At 65.8% G+C, this 17,079-nt stretch carries 15 protein-coding genes; 10 read left to right on the top strand and 5 right to left on the bottom strand.

The window, feature by feature from the left end:
• Positions 1 to 8 precede the first annotated feature (8 nt).
• Together ACVDHI_RS02570 and slyA are read right to left on the bottom strand one after the other, a co-directional pair.
• On the bottom strand, positions 9 to 1,064 hold the full coding sequence (locus tag ACVDHI_RS02570) for an HlyD family secretion protein (protein ID WP_103260631.1): 1,056 nt from the start codon (positions 1,062 to 1,064) through the stop codon (positions 9 to 11).
• 1 nt (position 1,065) lies between these two features.
• A complete protein-coding gene (gene slyA / locus ACVDHI_RS02565) occupies positions 1,066 to 1,539 on the bottom strand; it encodes a transcriptional regulator SlyA (RefSeq protein WP_010673459.1) in 474 nt (157 codons plus the stop codon).
• 258 nt (positions 1,540 to 1,797) lie between these two features.
• Here slyA and ACVDHI_RS02560 point away from each other — a divergent pair, with 258 nt between their 5' ends.
• Positions 1,798 to 3,363: a sensor histidine kinase gene (locus tag ACVDHI_RS02560; protein ID WP_323931566.1), complete on the top strand. Its 1,566-nt coding sequence runs from the start codon at positions 1,798 to 1,800 to the stop codon at positions 3,361 to 3,363.
• Positions 3,364 to 3,366: 3 nt separating this feature from the next.
• The gene (locus tag ACVDHI_RS02555; protein ID WP_447211652.1) at positions 3,367 to 4,059 is read left to right on the top strand and encodes a response regulator; all 693 of its coding nucleotides are present in this window, start codon (positions 3,367 to 3,369) and stop codon (positions 4,057 to 4,059) included.
• A 114-nt stretch (positions 4,060 to 4,173) separates the two neighbouring features.
• Here ACVDHI_RS02555 and ACVDHI_RS02550 read toward each other — a convergent pair whose 3' ends face one another.
• Positions 4,174 to 5,082, bottom strand: coding sequence for a LysR family transcriptional regulator (locus ACVDHI_RS02550; protein WP_371174973.1), 909 nt, complete (start codon positions 5,080 to 5,082; stop codon positions 4,174 to 4,176).
• Between the two features lie 99 nt (positions 5,083 to 5,181).
• On the opposite strand from ACVDHI_RS02550, the gene ACVDHI_RS02545 reads away from it, so the two are divergent.
• Positions 5,182 to 6,165: an aldo/keto reductase gene (locus tag ACVDHI_RS02545; protein WP_447211651.1), complete on the top strand. Its 984-nt coding sequence runs from the start codon at positions 5,182 to 5,184 to the stop codon at positions 6,163 to 6,165.
• A gap of 114 nt (positions 6,166 to 6,279) precedes the next feature.
• Here the strand turns inward: ACVDHI_RS02545 and ACVDHI_RS02540 are convergent, their stop codons facing one another.
• On the bottom strand, positions 6,280 to 7,167 hold the full coding sequence (locus ACVDHI_RS02540) for a DMT family transporter (RefSeq protein WP_447211650.1): 888 nt from the start codon (positions 7,165 to 7,167) through the stop codon (positions 6,280 to 6,282).
• Between the two features lie 96 nt (positions 7,168 to 7,263).
• On the opposite strand from ACVDHI_RS02540, the gene ACVDHI_RS02535 reads away from it, so the two are divergent.
• Positions 7,264 to 8,058, top strand: coding sequence for an AraC family transcriptional regulator (locus ACVDHI_RS02535; protein WP_010673466.1), 795 nt, complete (start codon positions 7,264 to 7,266; stop codon positions 8,056 to 8,058).
• A gap of 51 nt (positions 8,059 to 8,109) precedes the next feature.
• On the opposite strand, the gene exaC is transcribed toward ACVDHI_RS02535, so the two are convergent.
• Complete coding sequence (gene exaC / locus ACVDHI_RS02530) at positions 8,110 to 9,627, bottom strand: acetaldehyde dehydrogenase ExaC (protein WP_042882672.1); 1,518 nt, start codon at positions 9,625 to 9,627, stop codon at positions 8,110 to 8,112.
• Positions 9,628 to 9,918: 291 nt separating this feature from the next.
• On the opposite strand from exaC, the gene ACVDHI_RS02525 reads away from it, so the two are divergent.
• The 6 genes from ACVDHI_RS02525 to ACVDHI_RS02500 all read left to right on the top strand — a co-directional run bounded on the left by ACVDHI_RS02525 (position 9,919) and on the right by ACVDHI_RS02500 (position 17,052).
• Positions 9,919 to 11,595 (top strand): sigma-54-dependent Fis family transcriptional regulator, encoded by a 1,677-nt coding sequence (locus ACVDHI_RS02525; protein WP_216944517.1) that lies wholly within the window; start codon positions 9,919 to 9,921, stop codon positions 11,593 to 11,595.
• A gap of 283 nt (positions 11,596 to 11,878) precedes the next feature.
• Positions 11,879 to 13,165: a GGDEF domain-containing protein gene (locus tag ACVDHI_RS02520; protein ID WP_139700623.1), complete on the top strand. Its 1,287-nt coding sequence runs from the start codon at positions 11,879 to 11,881 to the stop codon at positions 13,163 to 13,165.
• A 68-nt stretch (positions 13,166 to 13,233) separates the two neighbouring features.
• Positions 13,234 to 13,644 carry a VOC family protein gene (locus ACVDHI_RS02515; RefSeq protein WP_447211649.1) on the top strand — a complete coding sequence of 137 codons (411 nt, stop codon included), beginning with the start codon at positions 13,234 to 13,236 and terminating at the stop codon, positions 13,642 to 13,644.
• 102 nt (positions 13,645 to 13,746) lie between these two features.
• A complete protein-coding gene (phoB, locus tag ACVDHI_RS02510) occupies positions 13,747 to 14,436 on the top strand; it encodes a phosphate regulon transcriptional regulator PhoB (protein WP_010673471.1) in 690 nt (229 codons plus the stop codon).
• Between the two features lie 72 nt (positions 14,437 to 14,508).
• Positions 14,509 to 15,804, top strand: a complete 1,296-nt coding sequence (phoR, locus tag ACVDHI_RS02505; RefSeq protein ID WP_010673472.1) for a phosphate regulon sensor histidine kinase PhoR — start codon at positions 14,509 to 14,511, stop codon at positions 15,802 to 15,804.
• Positions 15,805 to 16,077: 273 nt separating this feature from the next.
• Positions 16,078 to 17,052: a PstS family phosphate ABC transporter substrate-binding protein gene (locus ACVDHI_RS02500; protein WP_039039286.1), complete on the top strand. Its 975-nt coding sequence runs from the start codon at positions 16,078 to 16,080 to the stop codon at positions 17,050 to 17,052.
• Positions 17,053 to 17,079: the final 27 nt, after the last annotated feature.

Raw genomic sequence — 17,079 nt, 5'->3', positions numbered from 1 at the left:
TCGTCATCTCAATAGATGTAGTGCAGCAGGCTGAGCAGACGGATCTGGCCGCGGGCCAGCAGCCCGGTCAGGGTGTTGTCCGGCAGCAACTGCACCGTGGCGCGGGCCCCGGCCGGCAGGTGGGCGGGCAGTTGCTCCAGGGTCAGGTGCAGGCGCAGGCGCTGGGCATCGCGCACCCAGCGATCGGACTCGACGGGGTTCGCAAGCTGGCCGTTGGCGTCAAACTGGCCGGCGCTGACCCCGGCATCCAGGCTGGCGACGCGGGCCGGATAGAGGCGACCGGGCTCGCCGTCGAAGGCGACGAGGGCCTGACTGCCGGCGCTGACGTGGCGCAGGCTCTTCTCGCGAAAATCGGCGATCACGTCCACCTGCTCGGAGACCAGGGCCAGCAGGGGGGAGCCCGCATTGGCCACGCTGCCAGGCTTGAGCTGCAGGTTGGTGATGATGCCGTCCTGGCTCGCATGAACCCGGCTGTAGGCGAGGTTGAGCTCGGCCTGGGCGAGGCGGTTGCGGGCCTGGCGCAGCAGCAGGTTGTCTTCCCCTGGCAAGCCGCGGTTGACGCGTGCCTGCTCTACCCGGGCCTGGCTGCCGAGCAGGTTGGCACGGGCGGTGCGGGCGGCGCTGTCGGCGTCATCTTTCTGCTGTTCAGAGACCATGTGACGGCGGTAGAGGGCGTCGATGCGCGCCGCTTCCCGCTGTTTCTGGTCGGCCTGGGTGCGCAGCGAGCTGTACTCCGCCTCATAGGCGGTCAGGGTCGCGTCCAGCTGGCGGTTCTGCTGCCTGGCCTGATCCAGGGCGAGCCTGGCCTGATCCACGGCGAGCTGGAAGGGTTCCGGGTCGAGGGCGAACAGCAGATCCCCCTGCTTGACGTGCTGGTTGTTGGCGACGGCGACTTCGACCACCTTGCCGCTGACCTGGGGGGCCATCCGGGTGACGACCCGGGTGGCCATGGCCTGGGGGGTCAGGGGCATCTTGATGTCGGCCAGCAGAAAGTAGCCAAACACCAGGACGAAGCAGGCGATGGCCCACTTTATCCAGCGCTTGAATTGTTGATCCGGTGTCATCTTATTCTCTCTCTTCATGCTGTGCGGCTATCTTGCCGAGGGCGTTGGCGGAGATGCGGTGCACAATGTCTTCAAACTGGGCCAGCTCCTGCTGGCTGATGCCGGTGAGCAGCTCCCGGCGCACGGCGATGATGCGGCCCTCGATCTGATCGAGCAGCGCCTTGCCCGCCGGGGTCAGGGTGACGATGCGGGCCCGCTTGTCCTGGCTGCAACAATGGCGCTCGATCAGCCCCTGCTCCTCGAGCTGACCCAGGGTCCGCATCAGGGAGGGGAGCTCTATCTCCAGGGCCTCGGCCAGGGTCTTCTGGCTGAGGTGGCCGCCGAGGCGGCTGAGTTTCCACAGGGCGGTCCAGCGGGGATGGGTGAGCCCCAGAGGTGCCAGCTCGAGATCGGCCACGGTGCGCCAGAGCCGGTGCAGTCGCCCCAGCTGCTCGGCGAGGGAGAGTTCTCGCAACATCTCCAGATCCTTTTTCATGACGGGCACCTCAATTACTTAGCTTGCGAAGCATTATATTTATTTCGCAGGCTAAGTAAATAGTGTGATACAGCTCACGTTCAGGTTTTTTGCCCGGGCCGTGGTGTTTAAGTTTTTATATGGCTTTGCGGGCCAGCTAACCGACAACGGCCGGGGGAGGCGCTAGAGTGGCCACCTTTGAGGTGCGCCAGGCTGGCCATTGACCCGGCCGGGGGACACCCTCACCCTGGGCTTTCCCGTCCGCTGCAAGGTTGAACGATGAAACTGCGCCACCAGCTAGTCACCCTCTCGCTTGGCTTGTCACTGCTGCTGATCCTGATCCTGGGCTGTCTGCTCGCCCTCTTCATGCGCCACCTGCTGGAGAACAACCTGAAGGAGAAGGGGAGCGATCTGGCCCGGGTGCTGGCGGCGGACAGCCGGGTGGTCCAGGCCCTGGAGAAGGGGAGCGATCCCGGGCTGCGGGATTATGTGCAGGGGATCTGCAGCCGCACCGACGCCGCCTACATGGTGGTGACCGACGAACATGCCAGGCGCCTGAGCCACCCTTCCCCCGAGCTGGTGGGCCAGACCTTCCGGGGGGAGGACATCTGGCCTGCACTCCAGTCGCGCGAGAGCTACTGCTCCCGGGACGTGGGCACCCTGGGCCCCGCCATCCGCTGCTTCGCTCCCGTAGTGGGGCCCGATGGCCAGGCCATCGGCGCGGTGGCGGTGGGTTATCTGATGCGCACCGTGGAGGGCACCTATCAGGAGCGGATCGCCCTGCTGGTCGGCGCCATCGCAGCGGTGCTGGGGTGCGGCCTGCTGCTGGCGCTCTGGGTGCAGCACCTGCTGCGCCGCACCCTGCTGGATCTGGAGCCGGAGACCATCGCCAATCGCTTCGCCCAGCAGGATCTGGTGCTGGAGGGGATCTCGGAGGGGATAGTGGCCCTGGACAACCAGCACAGGATCACCATGCTCAACAGCGCCGCCTTCTATCAGTTGCGACTGCCCGGCACCGGGCGCCACGCCCTGCTGGGCCGCTCCCTGGCGGAGCTGGCCCCCGGCCTCGTGCCCACGTTGCAGCAAGGGGGGGCGGTCAGGTTCACCGTGCAGGGGGATGACTTCGTCGGCCACTGGCAGGAGCTCAGCGGTCGCGAGCCGGGGCGCATGCTTATCTTCAGCCGGCCAGACGGCACCGGCAGCCTGGGCATGCAGGTGACCCACCTGCGCCAGTACGGCGAGATGCTGCGCATCCAGACCCATGAATTCGCCAACAAGCTCAGCAGCCTCTCCGGCCTGCTCCAGCTCGGCCACGTGGATCAGGCGGTAGACCTCATCCAGCAGGAGAACGAAGCCTGCCAGAACCTGTTGCAGGATCTGCTGCGGGTCATCGAGAACAAGCCGGTGGCCGGGCTCATCCTCGGCAAGTTCAGCCGGGCGCGGGAGCTGGGGGTGGAGCTGGTGCTGGATGCGGGGTCGGCCCTCGGGGAGTATCCGGCCGAGGTGTCGGCGGATCTCATCACCTGCATCGGCAACCTGCTGGACAACGGCATTCGCGCCGCCTGGGGGAACCGCGAGCACGCCGCGCCCAGGGTGCTGCTCTCCCTCGATGATCTGGGGCGGCGGCTGGTGATCGAGGTGGAGGACAGTGGCGAGGGGGTGGACGAGGCGCTGGCGGATCACCTGTTCGACTACGGTGTCAGCCGCCAGACCGGGGATCACGGGGTCGGCCTCTTCCTGGTCAAGAAGACGGTGGCCAGGCGGGGGGGCGTGATAGAATGGCGCCGCACCGCCGAGCAGACGACCCTGTTCGGTATCTATTTGAATAAAAACCAATTGGTGTAAGTCATGAAGCCAATCTTCACGCTGATTATCGAGGATGACGAGCGGATAGGCGCCATGTTGGGGGAGCTGGTCTCCTCCACGGCCGGGTTCTCCCTGATGGGGCGGGCCGGCACCCTGGCCGAGGCGGATCGCCTGATGGCGGGGAGCGAGCCCCGCTTGCTGATGGTCGACATCTCCCTGCCCGATGGTTCGGGCCTGGAGTGGGTGAGCCAGCTGCGCAGCCACAACCGGGAGGTGATGGTGATGATGGTGACCGCCTCCTGCGACGTGGAGACCATACAGCAGGCCCTCAACCTGGGCGTGCAGGACTACGTCATCAAGCCGCTGCGGCTGTTTCGCATCCAGCAGAGCCTGGAGGAGATCCTGGTCCTCCATCGCCGCCTGTGCGAGCCGGGGGAGTTGGCCCAGAGCGATCTGGACCGCCTGATGGGCAAGGCGCGCAACCAGGGGCGGGAGGCGCGGGAAACCCCCAAGGGGATCGACGCCATCACCCTGCGCCAGGTGCTGGATCTGCTGGCGGGGGAGCCGGACAACACCTTCTCCACCGACACCGTGGCCCTGCGCCTCTCCCTGAGTCGCACTACGGCCCGCCGTTACCTGGAGTTTCTGGAGTCAGAAGATCGGCTGGACGTGGAGCTCAACTACGGCCAGCGTGGCCGCCCGGAGCGGCGCTACCACTGGCGCCGGGAGTCGTGACCCCGCCGCAGGCACAACGCCGAAGAGGCCGCGCACACCATGCTGCGCAGGCCGCGCAGATAAAAGGGAGCCTTTGAGCTCCCTTTTGTTTCGCCCCGATGCGACCCGGCCCCTCTATCTGGGGTCGCCCGAGAAGGGGTGCAGGGCGGTGCGGGCGCGCTCGAACAGGGCGATGAGGTGATCCGCCACGGCCCGCACCCGCCGGGAGTGGGCGAGATCGCTGTGGAGCACCAGCCAGATGGGCTGATCCACCCCGAGCTCCGGCAGCAGGCAGACCAGATCCGTCTGGCGGGCCAGGTAGTGGGGCAGCACCGCGAGCCCCAGACCGGCCTGGGCGGCGGCGAGCTGGGCCGCCAGGGTGCCGGTCTCCACCCGACAGGGGCGGCCGCGCAGCATGCGGGTCATCCATCTGGCGGCGGGCAGGTGGCTCTGGGTTTCGTTCCAGCCGATGAAGTCATCCTGATCGAAGCTGGCGGCATCCACCCCGGGGCTGCGGGCATCCAGGTAGGCGCCGGTCCCGTAGAGGCCAAAGCCCAGGGTGCCCAGGCGCCGCAGGGTGAGGTGGCCGGCATCGGGCTTGACCATGCGCACCGCGAGATCGGCATCGCGCCGGTGCAGGTTCACCGTCTGCACCCCGGTGACCAGCTCCACCCTCAGCTCGGGGTGCTGGGCAAAGAGCGTCGGCAGGGAGGGGATGATGAGGGGATTGGCCAGGTTCTCGGCGGTGGCGAGGCGCACGGTGCCGGCCACCTGTCCCTGCAACTGCCCCGCCTCGCCAAAGGCCAGCCCCGCATGTTCCAGCGCTTCGGCTCGCTCAAGCAGGGCCTCCCCGTCGTCGGTCAGGCGATAGCCCTGCTGGTGGCGGCTGAACAGGGGCAGGCCGAGGGCCGCCTCCAGCCTGTCCAGGCGCCGGGAGACGGTGGCCACCCCCATGCGCAGGGCGTGGGCGGCACCGCTCAGGGTGCCGCTGCGGGTGATGGCCAGGAAGACGCGGGCGTCGTCCCAGAGCAGGGGATCGTGCATAGCGTTTCCATAATCGGAAGATAGGTTGCCAGTTATCTCTATATCTCATTCATTTTCGGAAGACCATACTCCCCTGCAACTTGTCAGGGAGAAAATGCGATGCAACGACGAACACTGGGAGCCAACCTGCAGGTCTCTGCACTGGGGCTGGGCTGCATGGGGATGAGCGAATTCTACGGGCCGCGGGACGATGAGACGTCCTTGCGGGTGCTGGCGGAGGCGGTGGAGCGGGGCATCGACCTGCTCGACACCGCCGACATGTACGGCCCCCACCACAACGAGGCGCTGATCGGGCGTTTTCTCGCGACCCGGCGGGGGCAGGTGAAGGTCGCCACCAAGTTTGGCATCGTGCGCCAGCACGGGGAGTACAGGCGTACCCTCGACAACAGCGCCCGCTATGCACGCCAGAGCTGCGAGGGTTCCCTGCGCCGCCTCGGCATCGAGCAGATCGATCTCTACTATGTGCACCGCCTCGATCCGGCCCATCCCGTCGAGGAGACCATGGCCGGGCTGGCGCAACTGGTGCAGGAGGGCAAGATAGCCCGCATCGGTCTGTGCGAGGTGAGCGAAGCCACCCTGAGGCGCGCCCATGCCGTACACCCGGTGGCGGCGGTGCAGACCGAATACTCCCTCTGGACGCGGGAGGTGGAGGCGGCGGTGCTGCCCGCCTGCCGGGAGCTGGGGATTGGTCTGGTGGCCTACTCCCCCCTGGGGCGCGGGTTTCTGACCGGGCGTTACCAGCAGGAGGCGGTGTTCGAGGAGGGGGATTTTCGGGCCGGCCTGCCGCGGTTTCAGGGGGAAAACCTCGCCACCAACCGCACCCTGGTGCAGGCGGTCATGGCCCTGGCGCAGCAGAAGGGATGCTCGGCGGCGCAGATAGCCCTGGCCTGGCTGCTGGCGCAATGGGAGGGGATAGTGCCCATCCCCGGCACCCGGCGCCTGACCCACCTTGAGGATAACCTCGGCGCCCTCTCGGTGCGCCTCTCCCCTGCAGAGCTAGGGGCCCTGGGACAGGCCGTCCGGACCCTGCCGGTGGCGGGGGAGCGCTATACCGCCGAGGGGATGAAGGGGGTGAACGCATGAGCGGCCCGCACTCAGCCCGCCCCGGGTTGGCCTGCTCGCTCCGTTGAGGGCACCACCTGGGCGGGAAAATGACAAAGGGAGCCGAGGCTCCCTTCTTTCATGGTGCTGGCCGGCTCAGGCCCCTTCCGGCAGAGGACGGCGTACCCTCGGCTTGAGCTGGGAGAGCGTGACCCCGGTCAGGATGAGGCCGCCCCCCAGCAGGTGATAGCCGTGGATGGGCTCCCCCAGGGTGATGACGGCGATGAGGGCCGTGCACAGGGGCATCAGGTTCATGAAGACCGAGGTGCGCTCCGCCCCCAGGGTGGCGAGGCCGCGCATCCAGCAGTAGGCGGCGAAGATGGAGGAGGCGAGGCCGGCGAACAGCACCATGCTCCAGCCCTGGGCGGGAATGGCCAGGGAGTCGGCAGAGAGGGCCACCGGGATGAGCAGCAGCACCGCCAGCAGGATCTGCAGGTAGAGGTTGAGCCAGGGGCCGAACGGCAGTTGCCAGCGGCGGATCAGCAGGCCATAGAGGGCATAGCTGGCCGCCCCCAGCAACATCATGCCGTCGCCGGGGTTGATGCCGCTGTGCAGCAGTGCCAGGGGGTTGCCCTGACCCAGCAGCCAGAGCACCCCGAACAGGGAGAGGCTCATGCCGAGCAGCGCCTGCTTGCCCGGCTTCTGGCCAAAGCAGCAGGCCCCGATGAGCAGGGTGAGCAGGGGCAGCAGGGAGCCGATGACCCCCATGTTGGTGGCCGAGGTGCTGTGGGCGGCGTAGTAGGCGAGGCACTGGTAGAGCACCATGCCGAGCAGGGAGAGCACCAGCAGCTTGCCGAGCCAGGGGCGGATGTCGGCCCGGCGGCGCCAGAGCTGCGGCAGACAGAAGGGGGAGAGCGCGAGGGCGGCGATCACCCAGCGATAGAAGGAGATGGCGGCGGGATCCAGCACGCCGGCGGCGGCCTTGGAGACCACGGTATTGGCGGCCCAGATCAGGATGGCGAGCAGGGGGAAGAGAAAAGGCATAGGCACTCCTTGGTACGATGGGGAGAGTCTAGCCTTGTCTTGAACGAGGTAAGTAGCGTAAATAAGACATGTCATAACCGCTTTGGGACAATCTGCATGGGCACCCTCACCCTGGCCGAGCAGGATCGCCTGCTGGCCGACCCCAACCCCCTCTACTTTCGCTACAGCCAGATCCAGGGGGGCAACGCCTGCGCCGAGCACGCCCACCCCTGGGGTCAGCTCAGCCTCATCAGCCTGGGGGTCATGGTGGTGGAGGTGGGGGGAGAGCGGCTGGTGGCGCCTCCGGACTACCTCATCTGGGTGCCGGCGGACCTGCCCCACACCGCCTTCAACGAGCAGACCCTGGATTACACCTCCATCTACGTGAGCCACGCCCTGGCACCGCGCCTGCCACGGGAACCCCAGCTGCTGGCCCTCACCCCCTTGCTGCGGGCCCTGCTGGAGGACTTCACCCAGCGCCGGGTCGGGCACATGGAGGATGAGTGGGATGCCCGTCAGGGTGAGCTCTTCATCGAGAAGCTGGCCCGCACCCGTTGCCAGCCGAGCTACCTGCCCCAGAGCCGGGATCGCCTGCTGGCCCCCTTGCTGGCGGCATTGCAGGCGGCGCCGGAGGACAACCGCACGCTGGTGGAGTGGGCCAGGGCGCTGCACACCACGGAGCGCACCCTGGCGCGGCGCTGCCAGAAGGAGCTTGGCATGAGCCTCGGCCAGTGGCGCACCCGGCTGCGGCTGGTGAAGGCGCTGGACTGGCTGCGGGGCGAGATGCCGGTGCAGGAGATCGCCTGGCGCCTCGGTTACGCCTCCACCTCGGCTTTCATCGCCATGTTCCAGCGCGAACAGGGCTGCGCCCCCCAGCGCTATCGCCAGCAACTGGGCCAACCCGTGGCCTGAACCGCATGAAAAAGGGCGCCCGCAGGCGCCCTTGTGGATCACGGGATGGGCTTAGAAGAAGCCGAGGGGGTTGATGTCGTGGCTCACCAGCAGGTTCTTGGTGTTCTGGTAGTGGTCCAGCATCATCTTGTGGGTCTCGCGACCGATCCCTGACTTCTTGTAGCCGCCAAAGGCCGCGTGGGCCGGGTAGGCGTGGTAGCAGTTGACCCAGACCCGGCCGGCCTGGATGCCGCGCCCCATGCGCCAGGCCAGGTTGCTGTCCCGGGTCCACAGGCCGGCCCCCAGCCCGTACTGGGTGTCGTTGGCAATGGCCAGGGCATCCGCCTCGTCCTTGAAGGTGGTGACCCCGAGCGCCGGCCCGAAGATCTCCTCCTGGAACACCCGCATCTTGTTCTGGCCCGAGAAGATGGTGGGCTGGATGTAGAAGCCCCCCTCCAGCCCGCTCACCTTGGCCGGGCCGCCGCCCAGCAGCATCTTGGCCCCTTCGCCGCGGCCGATCTCCATGTAGCTCAGGATCTTGTCGAACTGCTCGCGGGACGCCTGGGCCCCCACCTGGGTCGTGGTGTCGAGGGGGTTGCCCTGCACGATGGTGCGGGCGCGGGCCAGCACCTTGTCCATGAAGTCGTCATAGATGCTGGCCTGCACCAGGGCGCGGGAGGGGCAGGTGCACACCTCGCCCTGGTTGAAGAAGGTCATCAGCATCCCTTCCACCGCCTTGTCGATGTAGCTGCTCTCGTGCTGCATCACGTCGGCGAAGTAGATGTTGGGGGACTTGCCACCGAGCTCCACGGTGGAGGGGATCAGCTTGTCGGCGGCGCAGCGCAGGATATGGGCGCCCACTTCAGTTGAACCGGTGAAGGCGAGCTTCTGGATCCGGTTGCTGGTGGCGAGCGCCTGGCCCGCCTCGGCGCCGAAGCCGTTGACCACGTTGACCACGCCAGGGGGCAGGATGTCCTTGATGAGATCCATCATCAGCATGATGGTGACCGGGGTCTGCTCGGCGGGCTTGAGCACGCTGCAACAGCCGGCCGCCAGTACCGGGGCCAGCTTCCAGGCGGCCATCAGCAGGGGGAAGTTCCACGGGATGATCTGGCCGACCACCCCGATGGGCTCCTTGAAGTGGTAGCTGACGGTGTTCTGGTCCAGCTCGGCGGCGGAGCCCTCCTGAGCGCGGATGCAGCCGGCGAAGTAGCGGAAGTGATCCACCACCAGGGGCAGGTCGGCGGCCAGGGTCTCGCGCACCGCCTTGCCGTTCTCCCAGGTCTCGGCGACGGCAAGCCGCTCAATGTTCTGTTCGATGCGATCGGCGATGCGCAGCAGCAGGTTGCTGCGCTCGGTGACGCTGGTCTTGCTCCAGCTGGCGAACGCCTTGTGGGCCGCGTCCAGGGCGAGCTCGATGTCGGCGGCGTCGGAGCGGGCCACCTCGCAGAACACCCGGCCATCCACCGGCGAGATGTTCTCGAAATAGCGGCCGGCGCGCGGCGCCACCCAGTCGCCACCGATGAAGTTGTCATAACGGGATTTGAAGCTGACCAGGGCACCTGCCTGACCGGGAGCGGTATAAATCATCTCATCATCCTTATGTGTGTGTGGTCCTGACCGGCCTGGCGGGCAGTCCGGTTGCTTCCTGTCATCGCAAGGGGCGTGCCAGCGGGCGGCGCTCTACACAAAAAAGGTTGCAAAAACGTTATCAAACGGGGTGCCAAGGGGTATCTTGGTTAACCAGTGCCCCCCTGGACGGCCCCCGAACTGTGCCGTTTCTGAACATCGGGTGTGACACTGTGCCGTTTGTGAACAGGAGACGTGATGAAGGCGCTTCCCCAAGGCGGCCCTATTCGCGAGTGTGTAGAAGGAGGTGTGATGAGCGAGTTGCCTCAATCCGGTGCCAGCCCAATCCAGCGCTCCTGGGAGCGCTGCCTGCATCAGGGGCTGAGCCGCCAGCAGAGCGCCGAGCTGGACTTGCTGCCCCAGGGGGAGCTGTCGGCTCGCCAGGAGCAGCACAGGACGCTCATCGCCTGCTTCCAGCGCTTCGTGCTGCCGCTCTTTGGCCAGTTGCTGGCGGGCAGACCCTGTCGTCTGCTGTTGTGTGACGGCGAGGGGGCCATCCTCGCGGTGAGCGGAGACGACCGGTTTGCCCGCCATGCCGAGCGGATCTTCCTGCGCAGCGGCGCCCGCTGGGGGGAGGCGAGCAAGGGCACCAACGCCATCGGCACCGCGCTGGCCGAGCAGAGCGAGGTACAGGTGCTGGGGGCGCAGCACTTCTTCGCCCAGCACAGCTTTCTCAGTTGCAGCGCCTGTCCCCTGCTCGGGCCGGACGGGCAGCTGCTCGGCGTGCTCGACATCTCCACCGATGCGGCCCACCACGGCGGCGACATGCTGGGCACCGTGCGCCTCCTGGCCATGACCCTGGAAAACGCCCTGCTGGCCCGCCAGCCGGGCTGGCTGGTGGATCTCGATCCCCAGAGTCTCTGGTCTGCCCGCCTGCTGCTGGGGGAGGGGGGCGAGCTGCTCGGGGCCAACCGGGCCGGTCGGCTCTGGCTCGGCCAGCACCCCTTCGACGGCAAGCAGCTGCTGCGCGAGCGCCGCGGGCTGCGATTGGTGCCGGAGGCGGGGGAGCGCGCCGCCAGGCTCCCCCTGCCGAGCGCGGTTGAGGAGGGGGGATCGCAGGCGCAGCAGGTGCCGCTCAAGATGCTGGAGCGGGGCATCTCATTGCTCATCGAGGGGGAGACCGGCAGCGGCAAGGAGCACCTGGTGCGCACCCTGCACGCTAGATCGAGCCGTCGGGCGCGGCCTCTGGTGTGCGTCAACTGCGGCGCCCTGCCGGCGGAGCTGGTGGAGGCTGAGCTGTTCGGCTATGTGGGGGGGGCCTTCAGCGGTGCCCGCAGCCAGGGCAGCCAGGGCTATCTGCGCGCCGCCCACGGCGGCATCCTGATGCTGGATGAAATTGGCGAGCTGCCGCTCCAGGCCCAGACCCGGCTGCTGCGGGTGTTGCAGGAGCGCGTCGTCACCCCGGTGGGCAGCCACAGACCCGAGGCGGTGGATTTCTGGCTGGTCAGCGCCAGTCATCGGGATCTGGCGGCCATGGTGGCGGCCGGCACCTTTCGCGAAGATCTCTACTACCGCATCTGCGGCTGGCGCCAGCAACTGGCCCCCCTGCGGGCCTGGTCGGTGCCCGAGCGTCAGGGGCTGATCCTGAACCTGCTCGCCCAGATGGACCCGGCGCTACAACTGAGCCGGGAGGCGGAGCAGCGGTTGCTGGCCCACCCGCTGCCCGGCAACGTGCGCCAGCTCAAACAGGCGCTGGAGGTGGCCTGTGTACTGGCAGAGGGGCAGGGCTGGATTGAACCTGCCCATCTGCATCTGCCCGCCGTGGCGGGGGGAGCGAGCTCACCTTTGGGAGGGAATACCCTGCGCGAGCAGAGCCGGCAGCGGGTGCAGCAGACCCTGACGGAGTGCGGCGGCAACGTGAGCGAGGCGGCGCGCCGTCTTGGCATCAGTCGCACCACCCTCTATCGGGCGCTGCGGGAGGAGGGGTAACGGGTGTCGCGCCGTCCAGCGCTTGTGTAGACTGCGGTGGCAAGGACGTTTTTTCGTTATGTTTCCATCGCAGGGAGTGCGCAATGATCCATCTTACGACCGACGAGGCCCCCCGCCTCTCTCCCGGCTGTTGGCCGATGCCGCTTGCGCCCCATGGGGCCCGTGCCGGCTAGTCGGCACTCGTCTGCGCCCGGTGCGGCGCGTGTAATAACCTTGGATCTGGATCAGCGCGGTCCGGCGCTTCAAGGTGTAGGGTAAAAGCCCTTTTTCAGGTGTGATGCCGATGATCCCTTCCTATTCCCGCATGACGACGCTGTTGTTCTGGTGCCTGCTGGCGGCGAGCCTGCTGGCCATGGTGTTATTCGAATTCGGACCCGAGCGGCGGCTCGACATCCTGAGCCAGGCCGGTTTGTCCGTGCGTGCCCAGGATGACAGGGCCCACAAGGGCTCCTCCGTTGCCACCCTGAGTCAGGGGGGCGACAGACCCGCCATCCAGTGCACCCTGCGAAGCCAATATGCCTATCCTTTCTGCGAGCTGGTTCTGACCCTGACCGATCCCGAGCAGGGGCTGGATCTCTCCGGCTTCACCGGGGTGCGGGTGAGGCTGGATGTAGAAGGGCAGGGGGTACAGGCCTGGCGCCTTTATCTGCGCAACTACGATCCCGTCTACTCGACGCGGGAAGACGAGAGTTCCCACAAGTTCAACGAAGTGCTCTTCACCGCCAGGGATTTTGGTCGTGAGCAGGATGTCCCCCTGAATGTCTTTGCCCCCAGCTCCTGGTGGGTGCAGCAGTACGACATCCCGCTGGTCCAGCAGGGGCCGGATCTGCACCATGTTTACGCCATCGAGATCGCCTCCGATGACAAGATGCTGCCGGGGGAGTACCGGTTGCGGCTCGAGCGACTGGAGTTCTATGGCCGCTGGTGCAAGCCGGGGGACTTCTATCGCTATCTGCTGCTGGGGTGGCTTGTCTACGGCGTGCTGCTCTTCCTGGTCCAGAATCTGATGTTTGGCGATCGGCTGCGCAAGGCCAGGGAGGCGCGCCTCGCGGCTGAAGCCCTGAGTGCGAGCCTGTGCGAGCAGAACCGGCGCACCGAGGAGGAGGCCCGTTACGATCCCCTGACCGGGGCCCTCAATCGGCTCGGCGGCGAAAAGCTGCTCGGGGAGCTCGGCGAGATGCCGCTCTCCTTCATCTACATCGACATCGATCACTTCAAGGGGGTCAACGACGGTCACGGCCACCCGGTGGGGGACGAGGTGCTCAAGCACATGGTGAGCGAGCTGCTGCGCCATTGCGACAGCCTGTGCCGACTAGTGCGCTGGGGCGGGGAGGAGTTCGTGCTGGTCTGCCTCCATTACGACGAGGGACGGGCCGCCGCCCTGGCGGAGCGGCTGAGAGGGGCGCTGGAGGGGTACAGGCACTGGCCGCTGGGGCTCGGGATCACCGCCTCCTTCGGGGTGGCCGAGCGGCGCAAGGATAGCCTGGAGCAGGCGCTCAAGCGGGCCGACGAGGCGCTCTATCAGGCCAAGCAGAATGGTCGCAACCGGGTGGAGGTGGCGCCCGACTGATCCGGCGCTGGAGCCCATGGCCGTGCGGGGCTATCATGCGCCCCATCATTTATCTGAGGAGAGATGCCATGGCACAACACATTGGCGCCCTGACGCTGCTGGTGGCGGATTACGACGAGGCCATCGCCTTCTTCACCCGGGGGCTGGGGTTCGAACTGCTGGAGGACACGCCCCTCAAGGAGCCGGGCAAACCGGGCAAACGCTGGGTGCGGGTCGCTCCCAAGGGGGCTCCCGGCTCCGCCCTGCTGCTGGCCCGCGCGGCCAACGAGGAGCAGCGCGCCGCCATCGGTCGCCAGGGGGGCGGTCGGGTCTTCCTGTTCCTTGAGACCGACGACTTCTGGGGCGATTACGAGCGGATGCAGGCCTATGGCGTTCATTTTTGTGAACAGCCGCGCCTCGAACCTTACGGTACCGTGGTGGTGTTCGAGGACATCAGTGGCAATCGCTGGGACCTGCTGCAACTCGCTGCTGCCAACTGAATCTGAAAACGTTTATCATCCCGCCCGTCATAAAGTCATAAAAGTGTCACAGAAAGTTCTAATAATTGGCGCACCCATCTTCACAGAGGAGAGAGAAGGGATATGGCTAAGCGAATTCTGGTGGTCGAGGACGAGGCACCGATCCGCGAAATGCTCTGCTTCGTGCTTGAGCAGAAGGGATATGAAACAGTAGAAGCAGAAGATTACGCCGATGGACTGGCAAAGGTGCGCGAACCCTACCCTGAACTCATCGTGCTGGACTGGATGATGCCAGGCGGCAGCGGTATCCAGTTCCTCAAGCAGCTCAAGCAGGATGAGATGACTCGCCAGATCCCGGTGGTGATGCTGACCGCCCGGGGCGAGGAAGAGGACAAGGTGCGCGGGCTCGAGGCCGGTGCCGACGACTACATCACCAAACCCTTCTCCCCCAAGGAGCTCACCGCCCGCCTGCACGCCGTGATGCGCCGTGTCTCTCCCACCTCGGTGGACGAGGTGATCGAGGTGCAGGGGCTCAAGCTGGATCCCGTTTCCCACCGGGTCAGTGCCGAGGAGAAGGCCCTCGACATGGGGCCGACCGAATTCAAGCTGCTGCACTTCTTCATGACCCACCCCGAGCGGGTCTACAGCCGCGAGCAGTTGCTCAACAACGTCTGGGGTACCAACGTGTATGTCGAGGACAGGACGGTAGACGTACACATTCGCCGCCTGCGCAAGGCCATCGAAGAGACGGGGCACGACAGATTGATCCAGACGGTGCGCGGGGCCGGCTACCGCTTCTCGACCCGTCTCTAGGCCAGGGCCAGTGCCGCCAGCGCCTGCCGGCGGGCATTGGACCCGGCTCTTTGCTGTCTCTAGGAGATCTTAATGTTGCAACCTTACGCCTGGCGGCGACAGTTGTGGCGAATGGCGTTCTTCTACAGCCCCTTCGTCTTGGTAGGTTGGTTAATCGATCATCTCGTTCTCTGCCTGCTGGTGGCCACTGTGGTGCACCTGGTCTGGCACTACCGCTTCCAGAAGCGGCTGTCGGACTGGCTGTGGCACGATCGCAGCCTGGTGCCGCCCCACGGCAGCGGCAGTTGGGAGCACATCTTCAACGGCATCTACAAGTTGCAGCAGCGTCACCGGGCCCGGCGCCGGGAGCTGGCGGGCCTCATCCGCCGCTTTCGGGAAGGGGCGGAGGCGCTGCCCGATGCGGCCGTGGTGTTTCGCACCGACGGCAGCATCCTCTGGTGCAACCGGCTGGCGGAGCAACTGCTCGGCTTTCGCTGGCCCGAGGATGCCGGCCAGCACATCGGCAACCTGATCCGTCACCCCGCCTTCGTCGCCTATCTGGGCAAGGGGCAGTATGACGAGCCGTTCGAGATGCACTCCCCCATCAACGAGGAGAAGTTCCTCGAATTTCGCATCATGCCCTATGCGGAGGACCAGGCCATGCTGGTGGTGCGGGATGTGACCCGGCTGCGCAGCCTGGAGAAGACGCGCAAGCACTTCGTCTCCAACGTCTCTCACGAGCTGCGCACCCCCCTCACCGTGCTCAAGGGGTATCTGGAGATGACCGAGGAGCCGCCGCCCCCCGCCATGTGGGCCAAGGCGCACAAGGTGATGATGGAGCAGACGATCCGCATGGACAATCTGGTCAACCAGCTGCTCACCCTGTCGCGCATCGAGGCGGCGCCCACCGTGGATCTCTCCCATCTGGTGGACATGCCCGCCATGCTGGGGCTGCTGGAGCAGGAGGCGCGGGCGCTCTCCGGCGAGCGGGCCCACGAGATCGTCTTCATGGTCCAGCCCAATCTGCTGGTGCGCGGGGATCAGGATCAGCTGCGCAGCGCCGTCTCCAACCTGGTCTACAACGCCATCCACTACACCCCGGCGGGGCGCAAGATCACCGTGGAGTGGCGCAAGCAGGGGAGCATGGCGCTGTTTGCGGTGCAGGATGAGGGGGAGGGGATCCCCCCCGAGCATCTGGCGCGGCTCACCGAGCGGTTCTATCGGGTCGACAAGGCCCGCTCGCGCCACACCGGAGGGTCCGGGCTCGGCCTTGCCATCGTCAAGCATGCCCTGAGTCATCACGATGCCCATCTCGATATCGAGAGCCGGGTCGGTGCGGGCAGCCGCTTCAGCTTTCTCATTCCCGCCCGCATGGTGCTGGTGAAATAATATTTTGTGTCAATGTGTTAGCAACGAGAGAAGGGCTGCATCGCAGCCCTTTTTTCATCCGGGCCACTCTCGGCCCATGTCATCAAAGTGTCATATAAATTCCATAAATTTGTCACTGCCAGGCCAGATACTGGCGCCGTCTTAAAGAACGGACCTTCTGTAACACTGGAGAAGGAGTGGTGCTGGCCCACGGATCATTGCGATCGGGTGTCAACCACGTTTAGACGTCAACCTGACGATTGCCTTCTGCAACCTTGGACTTGGAGAGATTGGATGAAACTCAACAAACTGGCTGGTGTCATCGGATTCACCGCAGCAACCCTGTTTTCTGTCAGCGCTCTGGCTGCCGGTGTGGATAAAGACCTGCCGGAATACACACCGACCAGCGGCATCTCGGGCAACCTGTCCTCTGTCGGCTCGGACACCCTGGCCAACATGATGACCCTGTGGGCCGAAGAATTTAAGCGCATGTATCCCAACGTCAACGTGCAGATCCAGGCCGCCGGTTCTTCCACCGCACCGACTGCCCTGACCGAGGGCGTCGCCCAGTTTGGCCCCATGAGCCGTGCCATGAAGGCTGGTGAAGAGGAGGCATTCGAGAAGCGCTACGGCTACAAGCCGACCGCCATCCGCGTCGCTGTCGATGCCCTGGCCGTGTTCGTCAACAAGGACAACCCCATCAAGGGGCTGACCATGTCGCAGATCGACGCCATCTTCTCCAGCACCCTCAAGTGCGGCGAAGCCAAGGCGGCCACCAAGTGGTCTGATCTGGGTCTGGACGGCAGCTGGTCCGGCAAGGATCTGCAACTGTTCGGTCGCAACTCCGTGTCCGGTACCTACGGTTACTTCAAGGAACACGCCCTGTGCAACGGTGACTTCAAGAGCGGCGTGAACGAGCAGCCGGGCTCCGCCTCCGTGGTACAGTCCGTCTCCTCCTCCCTGAACGGCATCGGTTACTCCGGTATCGGCTACGTCACCTCCGGGGTGCGCGCCGTTCCGCTCTCCAAGGATGGCAAGACCTTCATCGAGGCGAGCTCCGACAACGCCATCACCGGCAAGTACCCGCTGTCGCGCTTCCTGTACGTCTACGTGAACAAGCATCCGAACAAGCCGCTCTCCCCGATGGAGCAGGAGTTTGTGAAGATGATGCTCTCCAAGGCGGGCCAGACCATCGTTGCCAAGGACGGCTATGTGCCGGTCCCGGCCAAGGTGGTTCAGGCCGACCTGAAGAAGCTGGGCATCATGTAACAACATGCCCTTGCAGAAAAACGAGCC

Source organism: Aeromonas sp. 25-248 (assembly GCF_053005425.1).
The sequence above is the reverse complement of the archived record's forward strand: the minus strand, read 5'-3'. Positions and strand labels throughout refer to the sequence as shown.